This window comes from Aquimarina sp. AU58 (assembly GCF_900312745.1).
Taxonomy (GTDB): Bacteria; Bacteroidota; Bacteroidia; order Flavobacteriales; family Flavobacteriaceae; genus Aquimarina; species Aquimarina spinulae.
This window is the reverse complement of the sequence record NZ_OMPD01000009.1, coordinates 635,261-650,614: the sequence shown is the minus strand read 5'-3', so window position 1 is coordinate 650,614 and position 15,354 is coordinate 635,261. Positions and strand designations below refer to the sequence as shown.

Below are 15,354 nucleotides of genomic sequence, written 5' to 3'. Positions count from 1 at the left end.
AAAATTATAATTCACCAACTAAAATGTAATACCATTTTAATTCATGTCTAATCAAATCACAATTGTATGAGAAAACAACTCTTAATTTTAATGTGTGCAGTACTGTTATCAAGTATTGGTTATAGCCAAACTACAATAACAGGTACTGTACGGGACATAGCAGGTCCCTTACCTGGGGCAACAATTCTAGTACAGGGAACTAGAACTGGAACGACAACAGATTTTGACGGTAAATATACTATCGATGCAAACTCTGATCAAACATTAGTCTTTTCGTATTTGGGATATGTCACGAAAGAAATACCAATTGCTAATCAAACTACAATCGATGTTATCTTACAGGAAGATGCCGAAGCCTTAGGCGAGGTTATTGTAACTTCTTTAGGATTTGTAGAAAAAAGAGATAAACTGTCTTCTACTTATTCTAAAATCGATGCAGACAAACTAGTACAGCCTGTAGAGAATAAGATTATTGACGGTATAGCCGGTAAAGCTGCTGGTGTAAGTATCAATGCCACTTCTGGAGATCCCGGAGCTGGTTCTAATATTCAAATTAGAGGAACAAGTTCTCTGGGAGGCTCTAGCCAACCTCTAATTATTGTAGATGGAGTACCTTTAAACAATGATACATTAGAAGGCTCTGGTAGTGGAGATACTTCTGCAGGAGTATCGCAGCAATCCAGGCTTAATGACCTTAATCCCGATGACATCGAATCTTTTCAGGTATTTAAAGGAGCTTCTGCAGGAGCGTTGTATGGAACAAGAGCGCTTAACGGAGTAATTGTAATCACCACCAAAAAAGGTAAAAAAGGTAAAATGAGAGTTACCTTCTCTTCTGGTGTTTCTATCGATGAAGTCTCTTACAAACATCCATTACAACGATCTTTCGGGCAAGGTACAAATGGTAACTATAGCCCAACATCTGCCTTCTCCTGGGGAGATAGAATCTCGGACAGAAGCGGAGCTCCAGATGATGTAGATACTACAGGAGAATTTTTTGAATCTTTGGTAACCAATACTACTATTTATCCGATTACTCAAAAAAATAGAACAGATCAGTTTGTAGATAGTAATTTTGATAAAGTATTTGGTACCGGGGTCACACTTGATAATCGTTTTACCTTAAGTACCGGGAGCGAAAAAGGCACTTATTTCTTAAGTGGAGGTCACGTAGATCAAGATGGAACGATTAAAAATAGTTATTATAAGAAAACTAATTTCACCTTATCTACTTCTCAGAATTTTACAGATAGACTTACTGCTAATATCAAAGGAAATTACATACACACCAGCTCTAACAGAATCCAGCAAGGTTCTAATACCGCAGGGTTATACCTGGGATTACTGCGTACATCACCAGATTTTGACATCACAGATTATAAAGGAAATTATAATAATGGGTCTGGAACTATCGTACAATCGCGTCATCGTTCGTATCGAAGATATCTTGGAAATAGTGATAATGTAATTTATAATAATCCTCTCTGGACAATCAATGAACAAGGAAGTACAGCCAAAGTAAATCGTTTTATTGGTACGGCAGAATTAAAATATCAATGGAACAATAATATCAACTCTATCCTTAGAGGAGGTGCAGATTTTTATTCTGATAACAGGGTATATTTCTTTCCATACTACACTGCAAGTTCTGCTCGAAGGTTTGGTTTACTTAATGACGAAACCATAAATAATGAAGAGTATACGATGGATATACTAACATCTTTTCGATATGCATTAACAGAACAACTAAACACTAATGTAATCATAGGATATGGTATTAACGACAGAAGAAGAAAACGAGATTTTATTGAAGCAGATAACTTCATTGCCAATTTTAGAAAACCATTAGATCCTGTAGAGATCTCGGCAAAAGAAAATATCTCCTCAGAGATTACCAGAACCTCAAGAAGGAATATCCGTTTCTATGGTACTGCCAATTTTGATTATGCCGATCAATTATTCTTAACTCTTGGAGGGGCATATGAAAAACATTCTGTACTCCCAAAAAGTGATAATGCATTCTTATATCCAAGCGCAGAATTAGGATGGACTTTTAGTCGATTAATCAATGGTTTTGATCCTTTATCTTTTGGTAAACTTAGACTTGCTTTTGGTCAGGTAGGTAATGTTCCTCTGGCACATAGAGAAGAGACCGTTTTTGAAGTAGGGTCTTTTTCTACTTTTTCTGATGCGATCGCACTCGAAGATTTTGGAGGAGGATTTCAATTCGACGAACGCCTTGGAAATCCAAACTTAAAACCAGAAATAAAAACAGAATACGAAGTTGGATTAGATCTTCGTTTCTTTAAAAATAGATTTTCATTATCGACTACCTATTACAAAAACGAAACTAAAGATGTATTACTCAATATAGCAATACCTCCAACATTAGGGTTTTCTGAAATTTATGGAAATGGAGCTACTATAGAAAATGAAGGGTTTGAAGCCGAATTGAAATATGATTTTATAAAAAACAGAGATTGGAAAGCTAGTGCTGCCATAAATTTTAGTACCAATAAAAACCTGGTTTCTAAGATCGAAGGAGGAGGAGTGGTTAGCTTTACCCCTGGTAGTTCTATCCAATCTGTAGCTATAGAAGGAGAACCACTAGGAGTTTTGTATACCCAAGGTGCTCAACGTAATGCCGATGGAAGCCTGGTATTAGATGCCAATGGTTTTCCCATAGTAGATACTAGTGGTAACAAAGTGGTAGGAGATCCTAATCCAGATTGGTTAGGAGGTTTACAATTAAGTGTATCGTATAAAGATCTATCGATATCGGCATTGTTTGACACCAGTCAAGGTAATGATATGGCTCAAAGAACTCGTTTCATCACTTCATACTTCGGTACCCACGGAGATGTAGGAAACACTATTACTTTAAATGAAGATTTGGTAAATTTTAATGGTGATGTTGTCCCTGCTGGTACAAGCGTAAGAGCTAATATAGAAAACTTCGGAAATGGAAATGTATTACTAGATGAGAGTTATTATAGAAACCTATATGGTTTTGGAGATGGTAAATTAAATGAATTTGCTGTTGGAGATGCTAGCTGGACAAGGTTTAGAGAACTTTCATTATCCTACCAGCTTAATTCTCAAGGGCTACAAAAAACAACAGGATTAAGCTCAATTGAATTTACAGCCTCTGGAAGAAACCTGGTTATCTGGACCGATGTAGTTGGTATAGATCCCGACATAAACCAATTTGGAGTTGGTAGAGGAAAAGGACTGGATTATTTTTCGAATCCAGGAGTGAGAACCTATGCTTTTAGTATTAAGTTTAATTATTAAAAAACGAAATCATGAAAACTATATATAAACTAATAGTATCCTGTATCGTAATCACGATGTTCTCCTGCGAAGATTATCTGGATGTTAACGAAAATCCAAATCAGCTGGTCGAAGTTCCATCTGGAGATCTTCTATTAAAAGGAACACTCTTGGCCAATGCACAGGTACAACAAGGACAACTGGCCAGAACATCTATGTATTATTCTGGCGGACTTATCGGGCTAAATCTGGTACAACAAACGCTCTATAATTATGATTATACTCCTGGTGATTCTGATGCCGTCTGGGAATTGATCTATAACGGAATACTAGTTCAAAACAAGGAAATTAGAAGAATCTCTCCTAACCTAGATTTATTACAAGGGATCATCGATGTTAATGAGGCATTAGCTATTGGTACAGGAACATCTCTTTTTGGAGATATCCCCTACTCTAATGCAGTACCTGATAATGCCAGTTTAGAATCTCCTGATCCCACAATAGACTTGCAAACAGACATCTATAACAACTTGCAAACTTTACTGGACGGAGCAATATCTAAAATAAATAATGCCACTACTAATGTTGGTAGTGAAGATATTTATTTTTCTGGTAATGGTACTTCCTGGGTTGCCGCTGCATACACTCTTAAAGCCCGATATTATTTACAAACCAAACAGTACGATTTGGCATTAAACAATGTAGTAAATGGTATTAACAGCGCATCTGGAACCATGACTTATAAACCTATTGGTACTGTCGACTCCAACAGTAATGTTCTTTTTAATTTTGTAAACAGTAGTCGTGCAGGTGACATGACCGGCGATAATGCCTTTTACCGAGACCTTATAGATCCTGCTAATGCTTCTGGCAGAAATAATGCCAAGACAGATGAGACTGCTCGTAGAAACTATTCTTACATTAGTGGGGATGGAAATCAGGATGATGGTATTGATGGACCATCTACTCCTATGAAATTAGTAAGCTACGAAGAAAATCTATTGATCTGGGCAGAATGTATATTGCGTGTAAATAGTGATAATCAGGGCGCCATTGATAAACTTAATGAACTAAGAGCTTATCTCGACTCAGGAAATGCATTTAATCTTATCGATGCAGCAGATACATTTAATTATGATCCGTATGTCCTGGCAGATTTTCAAGCAGGAGGAATTGAAAACACTGATAATATAGCAGTAGATAGAGCTATCTTAAGAGAGATTATCGAAGAACGTTATGTGACAGGGTTTAGCACCTATATGCCATTTAACGATGCCCGAAGATTACTCAAATCCGACAGTGATGTTATTGTCCCTTTTCCGTTAAACAATACCACCACTACAATCAATCCACAACGATTTTTATATCCACAGGATGAATTAGATAGTAATGAAAATATCCCCCGACCCATTCCTGATTTATTTACTCCTACTGTAGTAAATCAATAACCGAATTATTCTATTTTTTGGGAATGGTTAAAAACCAACGAAGCTAACTTCGTTGGTTTTTTTTATATAAAAATTAGAATACAAGCTGATCTGTTCTAATACAATATGATTAAATAAATTTTAACATTTCTAAAATAGGGTAATGTTACTATTACATGTTGTGTATATAAATTGAGAAGTCAAAATAGCTTCATAGATATTAAGATTATTTTTTTCATATGATGCAACCCTTTGACTTTTATATTGTCATTTACTATTAGGTAATATTTATATAGAAACTAATCTATAAGCATTATGAGAAACATATTTTCAGTATTCGTTTTTGTTATGATAGGATGTATTGGGTATTCACAAGAAGCACAACTCGCACAAGACCAAAACCCAAATTATAAAGAGGCGATGAATAGATTTTCAAAAAATAGTCAGGAATATACAATACAACAAGGTACTACTGAGCAAGAGACCTATAAAGCTATTGACCCTCTCGAAGAAAAAAGAGAGCTACGCTCGTTACGAAGACAATACCGATCACAAAGAGCATACTGGAGACATGAGCGAAGATTAAAACGTATCGAAAATACCAGATATTATGACTATGGATCTTATTATAGTTACCGGCCGTATGGATATGACTGGCTTACACTTGGCATATTAGGCGCATGCATTCTTTGGTAATATCACAAAAAACACATTATAAAATACATTAAATAAAATTACAAAATGAGAAAATCAATCGCTGCTATAGCAGTATTACTAGTAGTATCTTTAACTTCTTCATGCGCAAGAAAAATTACACGTGTAGCTCCTGATACACAAATTGATATTAGCGGACGATGGAACGATACTGATTCACGCTTTGCAGCAGAAGAACTAACGCAAGAAGTACTTACAGGAAACTGGATAACCGATCACACTCAGGAAAAAGGCAAAAAACCTGTGGTTATAGTTGGTTTGATACGCAACAAATCACACGAGCACATAGAAAGCGAAACCTTTATTAAAGATATAGAAAAAGCTTTTATTCAACGACAAAAAGTTAGAGTAGTACAAGGTGGTAAAATGCGCGAAGAGCTAAGAGCAGAACGAGCTGATCAACAGGATAATGCTTCTATGTCTACTGTTAAGAAATTTGGATTAGAAACAGGGGCAGACTATATGCTTCAAGGCAATATTAATTCTATAGTTGATGCACATAAAAGAAACAAAGTAGTATATTATCAAATCGACCTGGAGTTAACCAATATTCAAACCAATGAAAAAGTATGGATTGGAGATAAAAAGATAAAAAAGTTTGTAAAAAACTAATTCTGTAGCACTCTAAATTCACAAAACACCAAACTTTCTCAGGAAAGCTTTTTTGATAATTGAATATGGTCCATAAAAAAATGATCTTTCGCATTGTACTATTATGTTGTTTTTCAATAATACTTAGTAACTGTGGCAGTTATCATACCAAGAGCACACTTTTTCAATCCAAGGTACAACAGGGAGATATGGAAGGTGCCATGGAGGTGATCGAAGAAAATAAGTTTTTAGGAAAACCCAGAAATCATCTTCTATATTTATTAGAAAAAGGGAAATTGGCATACCTGGCAGGCAATTATACTTTAAGCAATGAGCTTTTAAACGAAGCAGATCTGTTTATCGAATCTAATAAAAGAGCAATAGGAAATCAAGTTCTGGGTATTCTTTTAAATCCCGAAAAAGAAACATATAAAGGAGAAGATTTTGAAAAAGTTGCAATACACTATTACAAAGCGCTTAATTATATATTTTTAAACCAATATGATGAAGCTATTGTTGAAGCAAAACGCATTTCATTACAACTACAAAAAATAAATGAAAGTTATCCTCCCGAGAAAAAAAACAGGTATAGTGATGATGCATTTGCTCATATATTGCAAGGTCTATTATACGAAGCCTCGGGAGATAATAACAATGCGTTTATTGCATATCGTAATGCTGTAGATTTATATCTAGAAAATCAAGGCACTTATATTGGAGTTAATATCCCTGAACAACTATGCCAGGATATGTTTCATACAGCAAGTGCTATGGGATTTACCGATGAAATAGAACGTTATGAAAATCTATTAAACACTACTTACATACCCAAAAAAACTACTGAAGGTGGAGAAGCAATTATTTTTTGGGAAAACGGACTGGCTCCTTATAAAGATCAAACTTTTTATACGTTTACCATCTTACCAGGTAACGAAATCGGTTTTCTAACCATCATCAACGAAGATCTCTCTTTAAATTTACCATTACCGATACCAACCGGAGGAGATAATAATTCTGATTTTTCTGATCTGGATATTTTTAATGTTGCATATCCTAAATATGTGAGTCAGCAATCCTTATATAATAATGCAGAGATACAAGTGGATAGTCTATCATATCCGTTTCAACTAACACAAGATTATGAAGAAATTGCTTTTAAAACTTTAAAAGATAGAACATTTAGAGAGATCGGAAAAATTGCTTTGCGACTAGGAACAAAGAAAGTTTCAGAATACATAGTAAAAAATCAAAACAACGATTTAGGAGCTTTATTGGGTATTTTTAATGCATTAACAGAAGGTGCCGACACTCGTAATTGGCAAAGTTTACCTAACAAAATATTTTATGCTCGAATCCCTTTAAAGAAAGGAGAAAATAACTTGACCGTTAAATTACGTACACATCAAGGGGAATTAACTTCTAAAAATATTCAGATACAGGGAACCGGAGGAATTCAATTTGAAAAAATCACAACTCCAAGAATTTCTCATCCCAGTCAATAAAATCGTGTTTATCCTCTAAAGTGTTTTAGCGACTTTTTGTACTGTAGCAATAGTTTCATCCAGGTCTTCATAAGTAAGTGCTTCGGTTATAAACCAGGTTTCAAAAGCACTTGGTGCAATATAAACACCGTTGTCTAGCATTCCGTGAAAAAACTTTTTAAAAGTATCGTTATTGCCCTTTGCCGCAGTATCAAAATCCACTACGGTATCCCCTGCAAAATGAACCGAAATCATAGAACCAATTCTATTAATCGTATGAGTAATATTATGCTCATCCAGAGCATTAGCAATTCCATGATGCAAGTATTCGGTCTTACTGGCAAGGTTTTTAAATATCTCAGGGTTGTTATTTAATTCGTTGAGCATTGCTAATCCTGCAGCCATCGCCAGTGGATTACCACTTAAGGTTCCTGCCTGGTATACGGGTCCAAGCGGTGCTAAATGATTCATAATTTCGGCACGTGCTGCAAAAGCACCAACAGGTAATCCTCCTCCAATTACTTTACCAAAAGTAACGATATCGGCGTTTACGCCTGTAAGTTCTTGTGCTCCTCCTTTTGCTAGTCTAAAACCAGTCATTACCTCATCAAAAATCAATAGTATACCATGGGTATCACATAAAGATCTAAGCCCTTCTAAAAATCCTTTTACTGGTGGGATACATCCCATGTTTCCGGCAATAGGTTCTATAATAATACAGGCAATCTCTCCTTGATTAGACATGATAATACGTTCTACATGATCCAAATCATTGTATCTGGCTAATAAAGTATCTTGTGCTGTTCCTTTGGTTACTCCCGGGCTATTGGGGCTTCCAAAAGTAACTGCACCACTCCCTGCCTGAATCAGAAAAGAATCGCTATGCCCATGATAACATCCTGCAAATTTGATAATCTTATCTTTGTTTGTATATCCACGTGCCAATCGCACAGCGCTCATGCAGGCTTCGGTACCAGAGTTCACAAATCGTATTTTATCGATATTAGGTACCATAGAAACTGCAAGTTCTGCAATTTGAGTTTCGATTTCTGTTGGCATTCCAAAACTGGTTCCTTTTTTAGCTTTATCAATAACCGCATTTACCACTGGTGGATGTGCATGCCCCAAAATCATCGGTCCCCATGAGTTGATATAATCTATCAATCGGTTATCATCTTCGTCATACAAATATGCCCCTTTGGCCTCTGTAACAAATATGGGATCTCCTCCTACAGCTTTGAAGGCTCGTACTGGTGAATTAACTCCTCCCGGGATTACTTTTTGCGCTGCTGTAAATAATGCGCTACTTCTTTTATAGATCATGCTTAATTAAAATCTTCTTCCTCTTCGTCGGCAGCTGCTACTTTAAGAACTTGCCCGACCTTGATATTATTATTGACCAGATTATTAAATGCTCTGAGTTCCTCTACAGAAATCTTATACTTTCTGGAAATCGAATATAGAGTGTCTCCTTTTTTTACTGTATAGCCATCCTTATTAGAAATGGAAGTTATAACTGCAACAGCTTTATTTTTTTCGTCTTTTCTTCGCGGTTTTTTACCCAATACCTCATCATCAAACTTATCCAAATCATAACGTTCAATAATAGCAATAAGTTTTTGAGGATATTTCTTATCGGTAGCATAACCTGCTTCACGTAGTCCACGTGCCCAAGATTTATAATCTTTTTGGTTAAATGTAAATAGTCTGGAATATCGTTTTCTATCTTTTAAGAATAAAGAATGATCTCTAAATGATTCACTTGCCCGATTATATTTTCTAAAACATTCCTGAGAACGATCATCATCATGATATACCCGATCTCCTTCCCAATCATGACATTTAATCCCAAAATGGTTTTTTGCTCTTTGGGTAAGATCTCCATATCCTGCTCCCGATTCTAATATTCCTTGTGCTAATGTTATACTTGCCGGAATCCCGTATGTTTTCATTTCGCTTTTGGCAATACCCGAGAACTCATGGATATAGCGTTGCACTTTATCTTTATATGACAGTACAGGAAGTGGTTTTCTAGTTGTATGTTCTTCTACTATTATTTTTTTAGGGCCCTGCTCAACCTTGGTTATAACCGTCGGTTTTGGCTTTGGTTTAGATGGTCTTGAAGATGTTACTTTTTTGCTCCCTCCACAAGAAATAATAACCATAGCAACACATAACAATACTATAAATTTCCTCATTTTAATATTCAATTGTAATAAGGGGTAGTTTCTTTTTCTTTAATTTTTTATTCATTCCGGCTATCCCTTGCAAACCACCAGTATGAATGGCTAAAATACGAGTATTTTTCTTAAAAACACCTTTTTGCGCCAGGTCAAAAATACCAAAAACCATCTTAACTGTATAGACTGGATCCAATGCAATATGTTGCTGATTGTTAAACTCATTCATAAACTCTACTCCTTCTTGATTTATTTTACCATATCCCCCAAAATGATATTCAGAAATGAGCTTCCAATTGGTTTTTGATGTATGCTTTTTAATCTCTTTGTCTAGAAAATCTCCTTTTAAAGCAGGAAATCCCAGAACCGTCTGGTGAGTTTTAGTGCTATTAATAATTCCTGAAATTGTACCTCCTGTCCCCACAGCACAACAAATAATATCATAGGTATTATCCTGTGCAGTTAATATTTCTTCGCAACCTTTAACAGCCAAATCATTAGTGCCTCCTTCGGGAATGATGTAGCATGAACCAAACTCATCTTTTAACTGTTCTAAAAAAGCTGAGGATGTTTTTTCTCTATATTGCTCTCTACTAATAAATTTAAGATGCATTCCCGAAGCGTGAGCAAACCGTAAAGTATCATTTTCTGATAGTGTTTTCTCAAGATTTTTAGCCAATTCGTCTCCTCTTATTATCCCTATGGCTTGCAACCCCATAATTTCTCCGGCTGCTGCTGTTGCAGCAATATGGTTACTATATGCTCCTCCAAAAGTTAGTATAGTAGTATAACCCGTTTTTTTAGCTTCAATAAGGTTATATTTTAATTTCCTGAATTTATTACCCGAAACGTCCTTATGAATCTGGTCTTCTCTTTTGATATCAAGAATAACTCCAGCATTATCCAAAATAGAATGAGTAATCGATTGGTTTTTTGAAGGTGGTGTTTCCGAAAAAAAAATATGCATTTATCGATATTTAAAAAAACTCCAGAGTTTTCTTGTTTTGAGATAATCGAGGTCTTCTTCATTAAGATATGCTTCTCTTTCAAAAGAGATATTGCGATAGGCTTGCTGTAAATTTCGATATTGAATCACTCTAAACAAATATTCTGTGAAGTAAAAAACATAAAAAGGTATAACCAACAGTTCTGCCTGCTGTCTCAAGTGGATTTTTTCGTGATTAATAAAGACTTCGTCCTCTTTAAGGAAAGAATTATTAACCACAATAAAAGGCCAAAGGGCGATGCCTACAAAACGGCGACCTATCAAATATTTGTTAACAACAATGGGCATATTACTGCAAGATACTATTTTTGTAACTATGGACAATCCTAAAAAAGTATTAACTCCAAAAGAAGGGGATTATTATATTACCCCAGAAGGGTATCGTTGTTTTACAGAACAATATCACTTAAGGAGAGGCTATTGTTGTGAAAGTGGTTGCAGACATTGCCCGTATGGTTATGATAAAAAAACAAATAGTTATTCTAAAAAATAGATTCACTATCTATCTCATGGTATGATTATTGTGGTTAAATTTGTATATAATAGCTATTGTTAAACCAATATCAAATGCTTATAAAATGATTGATAAAAACGTATTTTTATTTTCTGATCATCATGACATATTTGATATTATAAAAAACTAGGATTATGAAATTTTTTTCACTTTTATCATTAATCCTTATCATAACTCTTAGTTCTTGCTCCACAGTGCGCGTTGCTTCGGATTATGATAAGCAGGCTGATTTTAACACCTATAAAAGCTTTGCATTTTACAAGCCTGGAATCGACAAAGCAGAAATTAGCGATCTCGACAAAAAACGTATCCTGCGTGCTATCGAAGCAGATATGACCTCAAAAGGTTTTGCCAAATCAGCAAATCCAGATGTACTCGTAAGTATTTTTACAAAAACTAAGGAAAATGTAAATATCTATCAAAATAACTTCGGATGGGGTTATGGATGGGGGTGGAATCCATGGTTCTGGGGAGCTGGATACAATACTGTTTCTACGACTACAGAAGGCACTCTTTATATAGATCTTATTGATGCCTCTAAAAAGGAATTGGTCTGGCAAGGAATGGGTTCTGCAGCATTAACCAAGAACGTGAACAAAAAGCAAGAAAAAATGAATGAGATTGTTACTGCAATCTTAGAAAAATATCCACCACAGGAACAATAAGAAAATACCCTTTTATTTATATTACAAATAGCCTTTCTTTATAAGAAGGCTATTTTTTTGTGTACATTTATACTCAACTTGATACTATAGATGTATGCGTAATTTTCTACTCGGTGCACTTTTAACAGCACTCCTGGTGTTTGGAATAAAATATGTTATTGATCAATCTAATACCCAAAAAACAGAAGTAGCATCTTCTGGTCTGATTCTGGATCAAATCAAAAACGTAGGTAAACTGGTAGTTACAGAAGGACACTTTTCTGATATCATTACCTATAAAAATGATAAGACTTATTTTAATGTAATCTCATCAAAGAAAAAAATAATTGTAATGGTTAATGCTAATGTACAGGTCTCTTATGATTTAAGAAAAATTGAGCATATTATTGATCAAGAAACAAAAACACTAACCATAACAAAAATCCCTGCTGCAGAGGTTAATGTTAATCCCGAAATAAAATATCATGATATCGAAGAAGGGATCATTAATAAATTTAATCCAGAAGATCATAATGCTATACGCAAAATAGTAATGGAAGGATTAAATAAAAAAGTACAAAAGTCTGCACTCGTTACCAATTCGCAAAATCGACTCATTAGTGAATTGCAGAAACTATATATTCTTACTAATTCTCTGGGTTGGACATTAAAATATAAGGATACCACGATAGACAGTCAAATAGGTATTCAAGAATTTATACATTAAAACCCTTAACTATAATCAAAAAATGGGAAGAACGAATTCTTCCCATCTTTAAATTTAAAAAAATCTGAATTACAGAATTCATTTTGTCCCTTAAACTCTAGTGTTATTACAGATTTACAAATTTGTTACTTCTTTATAACGCTTTACTTTTTATATACCCTACCCTCTTATTTAAAAAATAAAAAAATAAAAATTTTCCTACTCATAAAAAGTTATTCAACTTCCTCTATCTGATACCTTAATTTAACCGCTCCTGTAGTGTATTCTTTTGTCTCAATAAGCTTCAGTCGGGTTTCATTCGGGATTCCTTCAAAAAGCTCAACCCCATCAGAAATGACTATTGGCATTACAAAAATCAGAATTTCATCTATAAGATTTTCATTAAACATCATTGTATTTATCTGCCCACCACCTATTAACCAAATATCATCACCTTTCTGTTGTTTTAATTTTTTAATAAAATCGATATGATTTTCAGATATAAATTGAACATGCTCGGTATTCTTTACTTTCTTATTTCTGGTTAACACAACGTTTTTTTTATCTGAATACGGAAAATCAATATCCCAACTCATCACCTGTTCATATGTATTGTTCCCCTGGATTGTAGTATCAATTGTTTTATAAAACTCGTAGTAACCATGATCTGTTTTATCAGGGTTTGGTATGGATTCTAGCCAATGCACACTTCCGTCTGATTTTGCTATTTTTCCATTAAGACTCATAGCAATATACATCTTGATTTTTCTCATTTCATTCTTAGTTTATAAATGAATCATATAAGTGCTTTATTTTTTTAGCGTGTACTTTCGTTCTATACTATTTTCTTTTTCAGCATAAAATTCTTCAACATAATTCATTTCTTTTTCAAGAATACGTATAGAACCTACATTATCTGTGCTTGCATATGCGGTTAACTCATTTAATTTAATTTGGTCAAAACAGTATCTAAACAATCCTTTTGCTATTTCTCTTCCAAATCCATTACCCCAGAAACATTCTCTTAATCGATAGGCTATTTCAAATTCTGATTTATCATTCTCATATACTCCACATATACCCACAAATTGATTGTTATTGCGTTCTATTACTGCCCAAATTTTAAAAAAAACATCAACATCTTTATAATACTTAATAAAACGATTTAATTCTTGTTTACTCTCTTCAAAATTCATCGTTTTTTTGATATATCTCATTACATTGGGATTACCCTGCATATCATAAAAAGATTCTAAATCGCTATCCTCTAAGCGTCTCACAAACAGTCTCTTTGTCTCAAACAATATCATTTTGCACTACAAATTACACATTAACATATAAGAATACTCCTTTTTATCACTATCACAAACCACTTTTCCCTTTATAGAGATGCCACTCCTAAAAAAGTTACATGATTTTGTAACCTTTTTCTAAAAAAATTATCAAAAGGCAAAAGCATAAAACAAAATTTAAAATAAATATAAACCAAACACACAAGTTATGAAATCAATATCAAACATCAACAAGGTTCTGGTTGTAGTTATAGTCATAATCGGATATAGTTGTTCTAGTGACAACGAAGACGATATTGCTCCACCTCCGCCGCCTCCTATGGGTGAAAAACTTACGTATACCGCAAATATCAAAAGTATAATTGATTCTAATTGTATAGGGTGTCATGCAAACCCACCTGTAAATGGAGCCCCTTTTCCTTTGATCACTTTTCAAAATGTTAGTGGTCAGGCTTCTGCTATACTTAATGCTGTTTCAAAACAAACAGGAGCATCAGCAGCTATGCCACCCTCGGGAAGATTGCCGCAGGGAACAATAGATGACATTGATCAATGGATTAAAGATGGATCATTAGAATAATCAAAATGAAAATATTCATAATCATATTTTGCTTTTTGATCTCTGGTATTTCTCGTTCTCAAGAAAAATATATAGAAAAAAAGGGAACTATTGCTTTTGAAGCTTCTGAAAAAACATTTGAACCTGTTAAAGCAAAAAACACATCTGTTACTGCAATTCTAAATATAAACACTGGCGAAATAGCCTCATTGGCTTTGATGAAAGAATTTAGGTTTAGAAATGCATTAATGGAAGAGCATTTTAATGAAAATTATATCGAATCAGACATCTACTCTAAAGCTATTTTTAGAGGAAAAATTATAGCATTTAATTTTTTTGAATTATCCGATCAAGAAAAAGAGTTTAACGTCAACGGACAGCTTAAACTACATGGTAGAGAAAAAAGTATCGAATCGATACTATATCTATCAAAAAAAGATAAATACATCTCTTTACGCGGGGAATTTGTTGTTACGCCACAGGGTTTTGATATCTCTATTCCAAAAATCGTAAGGAATAAAATAGCCGAACACGTAAAGGTGTTCGTTGATTTTAAATTAAAACAACAATGAAAACCAAGAACTTTATCTTTCTCACTCTGGCGTTTATAGCAGCTACGGGTATTGTTTTGTTGAGCTATATATATAAGGAACATAGAACCATACATACCGAAAAAGTTGATACCAACACTACGGCTATTGCATTCTATTCGGCATTTATTAAAGACAAAGCAGTTTTTAATGCCATTCATCTTGACAATGCAGTAGAATTAAAAGGTCTGATTACTGCAATAGAGTCTAATCGTATTGTTTTGGATCAAAAAATAGCCGTGACTTTAGAAAGTGATCTAACAGCGTTAAAAATCAACAAAAAAATAACGATCAAAGGAAGGTATGTAGGATTTGACGACCTCTTAGAACACCTAAAAATAGATCAGGCTACAGTTACAAGTACCCAATAAATGTAT

At 34.3% G+C, this 15,354-nt stretch carries 17 protein-coding genes; 11 read left to right on the top strand and 6 right to left on the bottom strand.

The annotated features are described in order from the left end of the window. Nucleotides 1-66 precede the first annotated feature (66 nt). From DK441_RS09350 to DK441_RS09330, 5 genes are all read left to right on the top strand, one after another. The gene (locus DK441_RS09350; protein ID WP_109098472.1) at nucleotides 67-3,294 is read left to right on the top strand and encodes a SusC/RagA family TonB-linked outer membrane protein; all 3,228 of its coding nucleotides are present in this window, start codon (nucleotides 67-69) and stop codon (nucleotides 3,292-3,294) included. An 11-nt stretch (nucleotides 3,295-3,305) separates the two neighbouring features. After that, a complete protein-coding gene (locus DK441_RS09345) occupies nucleotides 3,306-4,721 on the top strand; it encodes a SusD/RagB family nutrient-binding outer membrane lipoprotein (protein ID WP_109098471.1) in 1,416 nt (471 codons plus the stop codon). 294 nt (nucleotides 4,722-5,015) lie between these two features. Continuing rightward, nucleotides 5,016-5,396, top strand: a complete 381-nt coding sequence (locus tag DK441_RS09340) for a hypothetical protein (RefSeq protein ID WP_160112019.1) — start codon at nucleotides 5,016-5,018, stop codon at nucleotides 5,394-5,396. Between the two features lie 45 nt (nucleotides 5,397-5,441). Next, entirely contained in the window at nucleotides 5,442-6,026 is a 585-nt protein-coding gene (locus tag DK441_RS09335; protein WP_025667127.1) for a penicillin-binding protein activator LpoB, read from the top strand. Between the two features lie 80 nt (nucleotides 6,027-6,106). Next, nucleotides 6,107-7,507: a COG3014 family protein gene (locus tag DK441_RS09330; protein WP_235015745.1), complete on the top strand. Its 1,401-nt coding sequence runs from the start codon at nucleotides 6,107-6,109 to the stop codon at nucleotides 7,505-7,507. Between the two features lie 15 nt (nucleotides 7,508-7,522). On the opposite strand, the gene hemL is transcribed toward DK441_RS09330, so the two are convergent. Genes hemL through DK441_RS09310 form a run of 4 tightly spaced genes read right to left on the bottom strand, consistent with a single transcriptional unit; the run spans nucleotide 7,523 to nucleotide 10,960 of the window. Then, nucleotides 7,523-8,809: a glutamate-1-semialdehyde 2,1-aminomutase gene (hemL, locus tag DK441_RS09325; protein ID WP_109098468.1), complete on the bottom strand. Its 1,287-nt coding sequence runs from the start codon at nucleotides 8,807-8,809 to the stop codon at nucleotides 7,523-7,525. A 2-nt stretch (nucleotides 8,810-8,811) separates the two neighbouring features. Beyond that, a complete protein-coding gene (locus DK441_RS09320; protein WP_109098467.1) occupies nucleotides 8,812-9,684 on the bottom strand; it encodes a glucosaminidase domain-containing protein in 873 nt (290 codons plus the stop codon). A 1-nt stretch (nucleotide 9,685) separates the two neighbouring features. Further along, nucleotides 9,686-10,633 carry a 1-aminocyclopropane-1-carboxylate deaminase/D-cysteine desulfhydrase gene (locus DK441_RS09315; RefSeq protein ID WP_109098466.1) on the bottom strand — a complete coding sequence of 316 codons (948 nt, stop codon included), beginning with the start codon at nucleotides 10,631-10,633 and terminating at the stop codon, nucleotides 9,686-9,688. After that, nucleotides 10,634-10,960, bottom strand: coding sequence for a hypothetical protein (locus DK441_RS09310; protein ID WP_025667132.1), 327 nt, complete (start codon nucleotides 10,958-10,960; stop codon nucleotides 10,634-10,636). Nucleotides 10,961-10,988: 28 nt separating this feature from the next. Here DK441_RS09310 and DK441_RS09305 point away from each other — a divergent pair, with 28 nt between their 5' ends. The 3 genes from DK441_RS09305 to DK441_RS09295 all read left to right on the top strand — a co-directional run bounded on the left by DK441_RS09305 (nucleotide 10,989) and on the right by DK441_RS09295 (nucleotide 12,557). Next, entirely contained in the window at nucleotides 10,989-11,165 is a 177-nt protein-coding gene (locus DK441_RS09305; protein WP_159025630.1) for a DUF5522 domain-containing protein, read from the top strand. Nucleotides 11,166-11,320: 155 nt separating this feature from the next. Further along, nucleotides 11,321-11,851 carry a DUF4136 domain-containing protein gene (locus tag DK441_RS09300; protein WP_109098465.1) on the top strand — a complete coding sequence of 177 codons (531 nt, stop codon included), beginning with the start codon at nucleotides 11,321-11,323 and terminating at the stop codon, nucleotides 11,849-11,851. A gap of 94 nt (nucleotides 11,852-11,945) precedes the next feature. After that, entirely contained in the window at nucleotides 11,946-12,557 is a 612-nt protein-coding gene (locus tag DK441_RS09295; RefSeq protein ID WP_109098464.1) for a DUF4230 domain-containing protein, read from the top strand. Nucleotides 12,558-12,769: 212 nt separating this feature from the next. On the opposite strand, the gene DK441_RS09290 is transcribed toward DK441_RS09295, so the two are convergent. Both DK441_RS09290 and DK441_RS09285 read right to left on the bottom strand, forming a co-directional pair. Then, the gene (locus DK441_RS09290; protein WP_109098463.1) at nucleotides 12,770-13,309 is read right to left on the bottom strand and encodes a dihydrofolate reductase family protein; all 540 of its coding nucleotides are present in this window, start codon (nucleotides 13,307-13,309) and stop codon (nucleotides 12,770-12,772) included. A 36-nt stretch (nucleotides 13,310-13,345) separates the two neighbouring features. Further along, the gene (locus tag DK441_RS09285; protein ID WP_160112018.1) at nucleotides 13,346-13,816 is read right to left on the bottom strand and encodes a GNAT family N-acetyltransferase; all 471 of its coding nucleotides are present in this window, start codon (nucleotides 13,814-13,816) and stop codon (nucleotides 13,346-13,348) included. Between the two features lie 220 nt (nucleotides 13,817-14,036). Here DK441_RS09285 and DK441_RS09280 point away from each other — a divergent pair, with 220 nt between their 5' ends. From DK441_RS09280 to DK441_RS09270, 3 genes are read left to right on the top strand one after another with little or no spacing between them, the layout of a single operon-like run. Continuing rightward, the gene (locus DK441_RS09280) at nucleotides 14,037-14,408 is read left to right on the top strand and encodes a hypothetical protein (RefSeq protein WP_109098461.1); all 372 of its coding nucleotides are present in this window, start codon (nucleotides 14,037-14,039) and stop codon (nucleotides 14,406-14,408) included. 5 nt (nucleotides 14,409-14,413) lie between these two features. Further along, entirely contained in the window at nucleotides 14,414-14,959 is a 546-nt protein-coding gene (locus tag DK441_RS09275) for a YceI family protein (RefSeq protein ID WP_109098460.1), read from the top strand. Next, the gene (locus DK441_RS09270) at nucleotides 14,956-15,348 is read left to right on the top strand and encodes a hypothetical protein (protein WP_109098459.1); all 393 of its coding nucleotides are present in this window, start codon (nucleotides 14,956-14,958) and stop codon (nucleotides 15,346-15,348) included. Before DK441_RS09275 ends, DK441_RS09270 begins: the two co-directional genes overlap by 4 nt. Nucleotides 15,349-15,354 lie beyond the last annotated feature (6 nt).

Bases quoted from the DNA above. Each gene is read 5' to 3' on its own strand.
- DK441_RS09320 (WP_109098467.1), bottom strand. From the start codon at position 9,684: ATGAGGAAATTTATAGTATTGTTATGTGTTGCTATGGTTATTATTTCT.
- DK441_RS09305 (WP_159025630.1), top strand. From the start codon at position 10,989: ATGGACAATCCTAAAAAAGTATTAACTCCAAAAGAAGGGGATTATTAT.
- DK441_RS09310 (WP_025667132.1), bottom strand. From the start codon at position 10,960: ATGCCCATTGTTGTTAACAAATATTTGATAGGTCGCCGTTTTGTAGGC.
- DK441_RS09300 (WP_109098465.1), top strand. From the start codon at position 11,321: ATGAAATTTTTTTCACTTTTATCATTAATCCTTATCATAACTCTTAGT.
- DK441_RS09330 (WP_235015745.1), top strand. From the start codon at position 6,107: ATGATCTTTCGCATTGTACTATTATGTTGTTTTTCAATAATACTTAGT.
- DK441_RS09345 (WP_109098471.1), top strand. From the start codon at position 3,306: ATGAAAACTATATATAAACTAATAGTATCCTGTATCGTAATCACGATG.
- DK441_RS09335 (WP_025667127.1), top strand. From the start codon at position 5,442: ATGAGAAAATCAATCGCTGCTATAGCAGTATTACTAGTAGTATCTTTA.
- DK441_RS09290 (WP_109098463.1), bottom strand. From the start codon at position 13,309: ATGAGAAAAATCAAGATGTATATTGCTATGAGTCTTAATGGAAAAATA.
- hemL (WP_109098468.1), bottom strand. From the start codon at position 8,809: ATGATCTATAAAAGAAGTAGCGCATTATTTACAGCAGCGCAAAAAGTA.
- DK441_RS09315 (WP_109098466.1), bottom strand. From the start codon at position 10,633: ATGCATATTTTTTTTTCGGAAACACCACCTTCAAAAAACCAATCGATT.
- DK441_RS09340 (WP_160112019.1), top strand. From the start codon at position 5,016: ATGAGAAACATATTTTCAGTATTCGTTTTTGTTATGATAGGATGTATT.
- DK441_RS09280 (WP_109098461.1), top strand. From the start codon at position 14,037: ATGAAATCAATATCAAACATCAACAAGGTTCTGGTTGTAGTTATAGTC.
- DK441_RS09350 (WP_109098472.1), top strand. From the start codon at position 67: ATGAGAAAACAACTCTTAATTTTAATGTGTGCAGTACTGTTATCAAGT.
- DK441_RS09270 (WP_109098459.1), top strand. From the start codon at position 14,956: ATGAAAACCAAGAACTTTATCTTTCTCACTCTGGCGTTTATAGCAGCT.
- DK441_RS09275 (WP_109098460.1), top strand. From the start codon at position 14,414: ATGAAAATATTCATAATCATATTTTGCTTTTTGATCTCTGGTATTTCT.
- DK441_RS09295 (WP_109098464.1), top strand. From the start codon at position 11,946: ATGCGTAATTTTCTACTCGGTGCACTTTTAACAGCACTCCTGGTGTTT.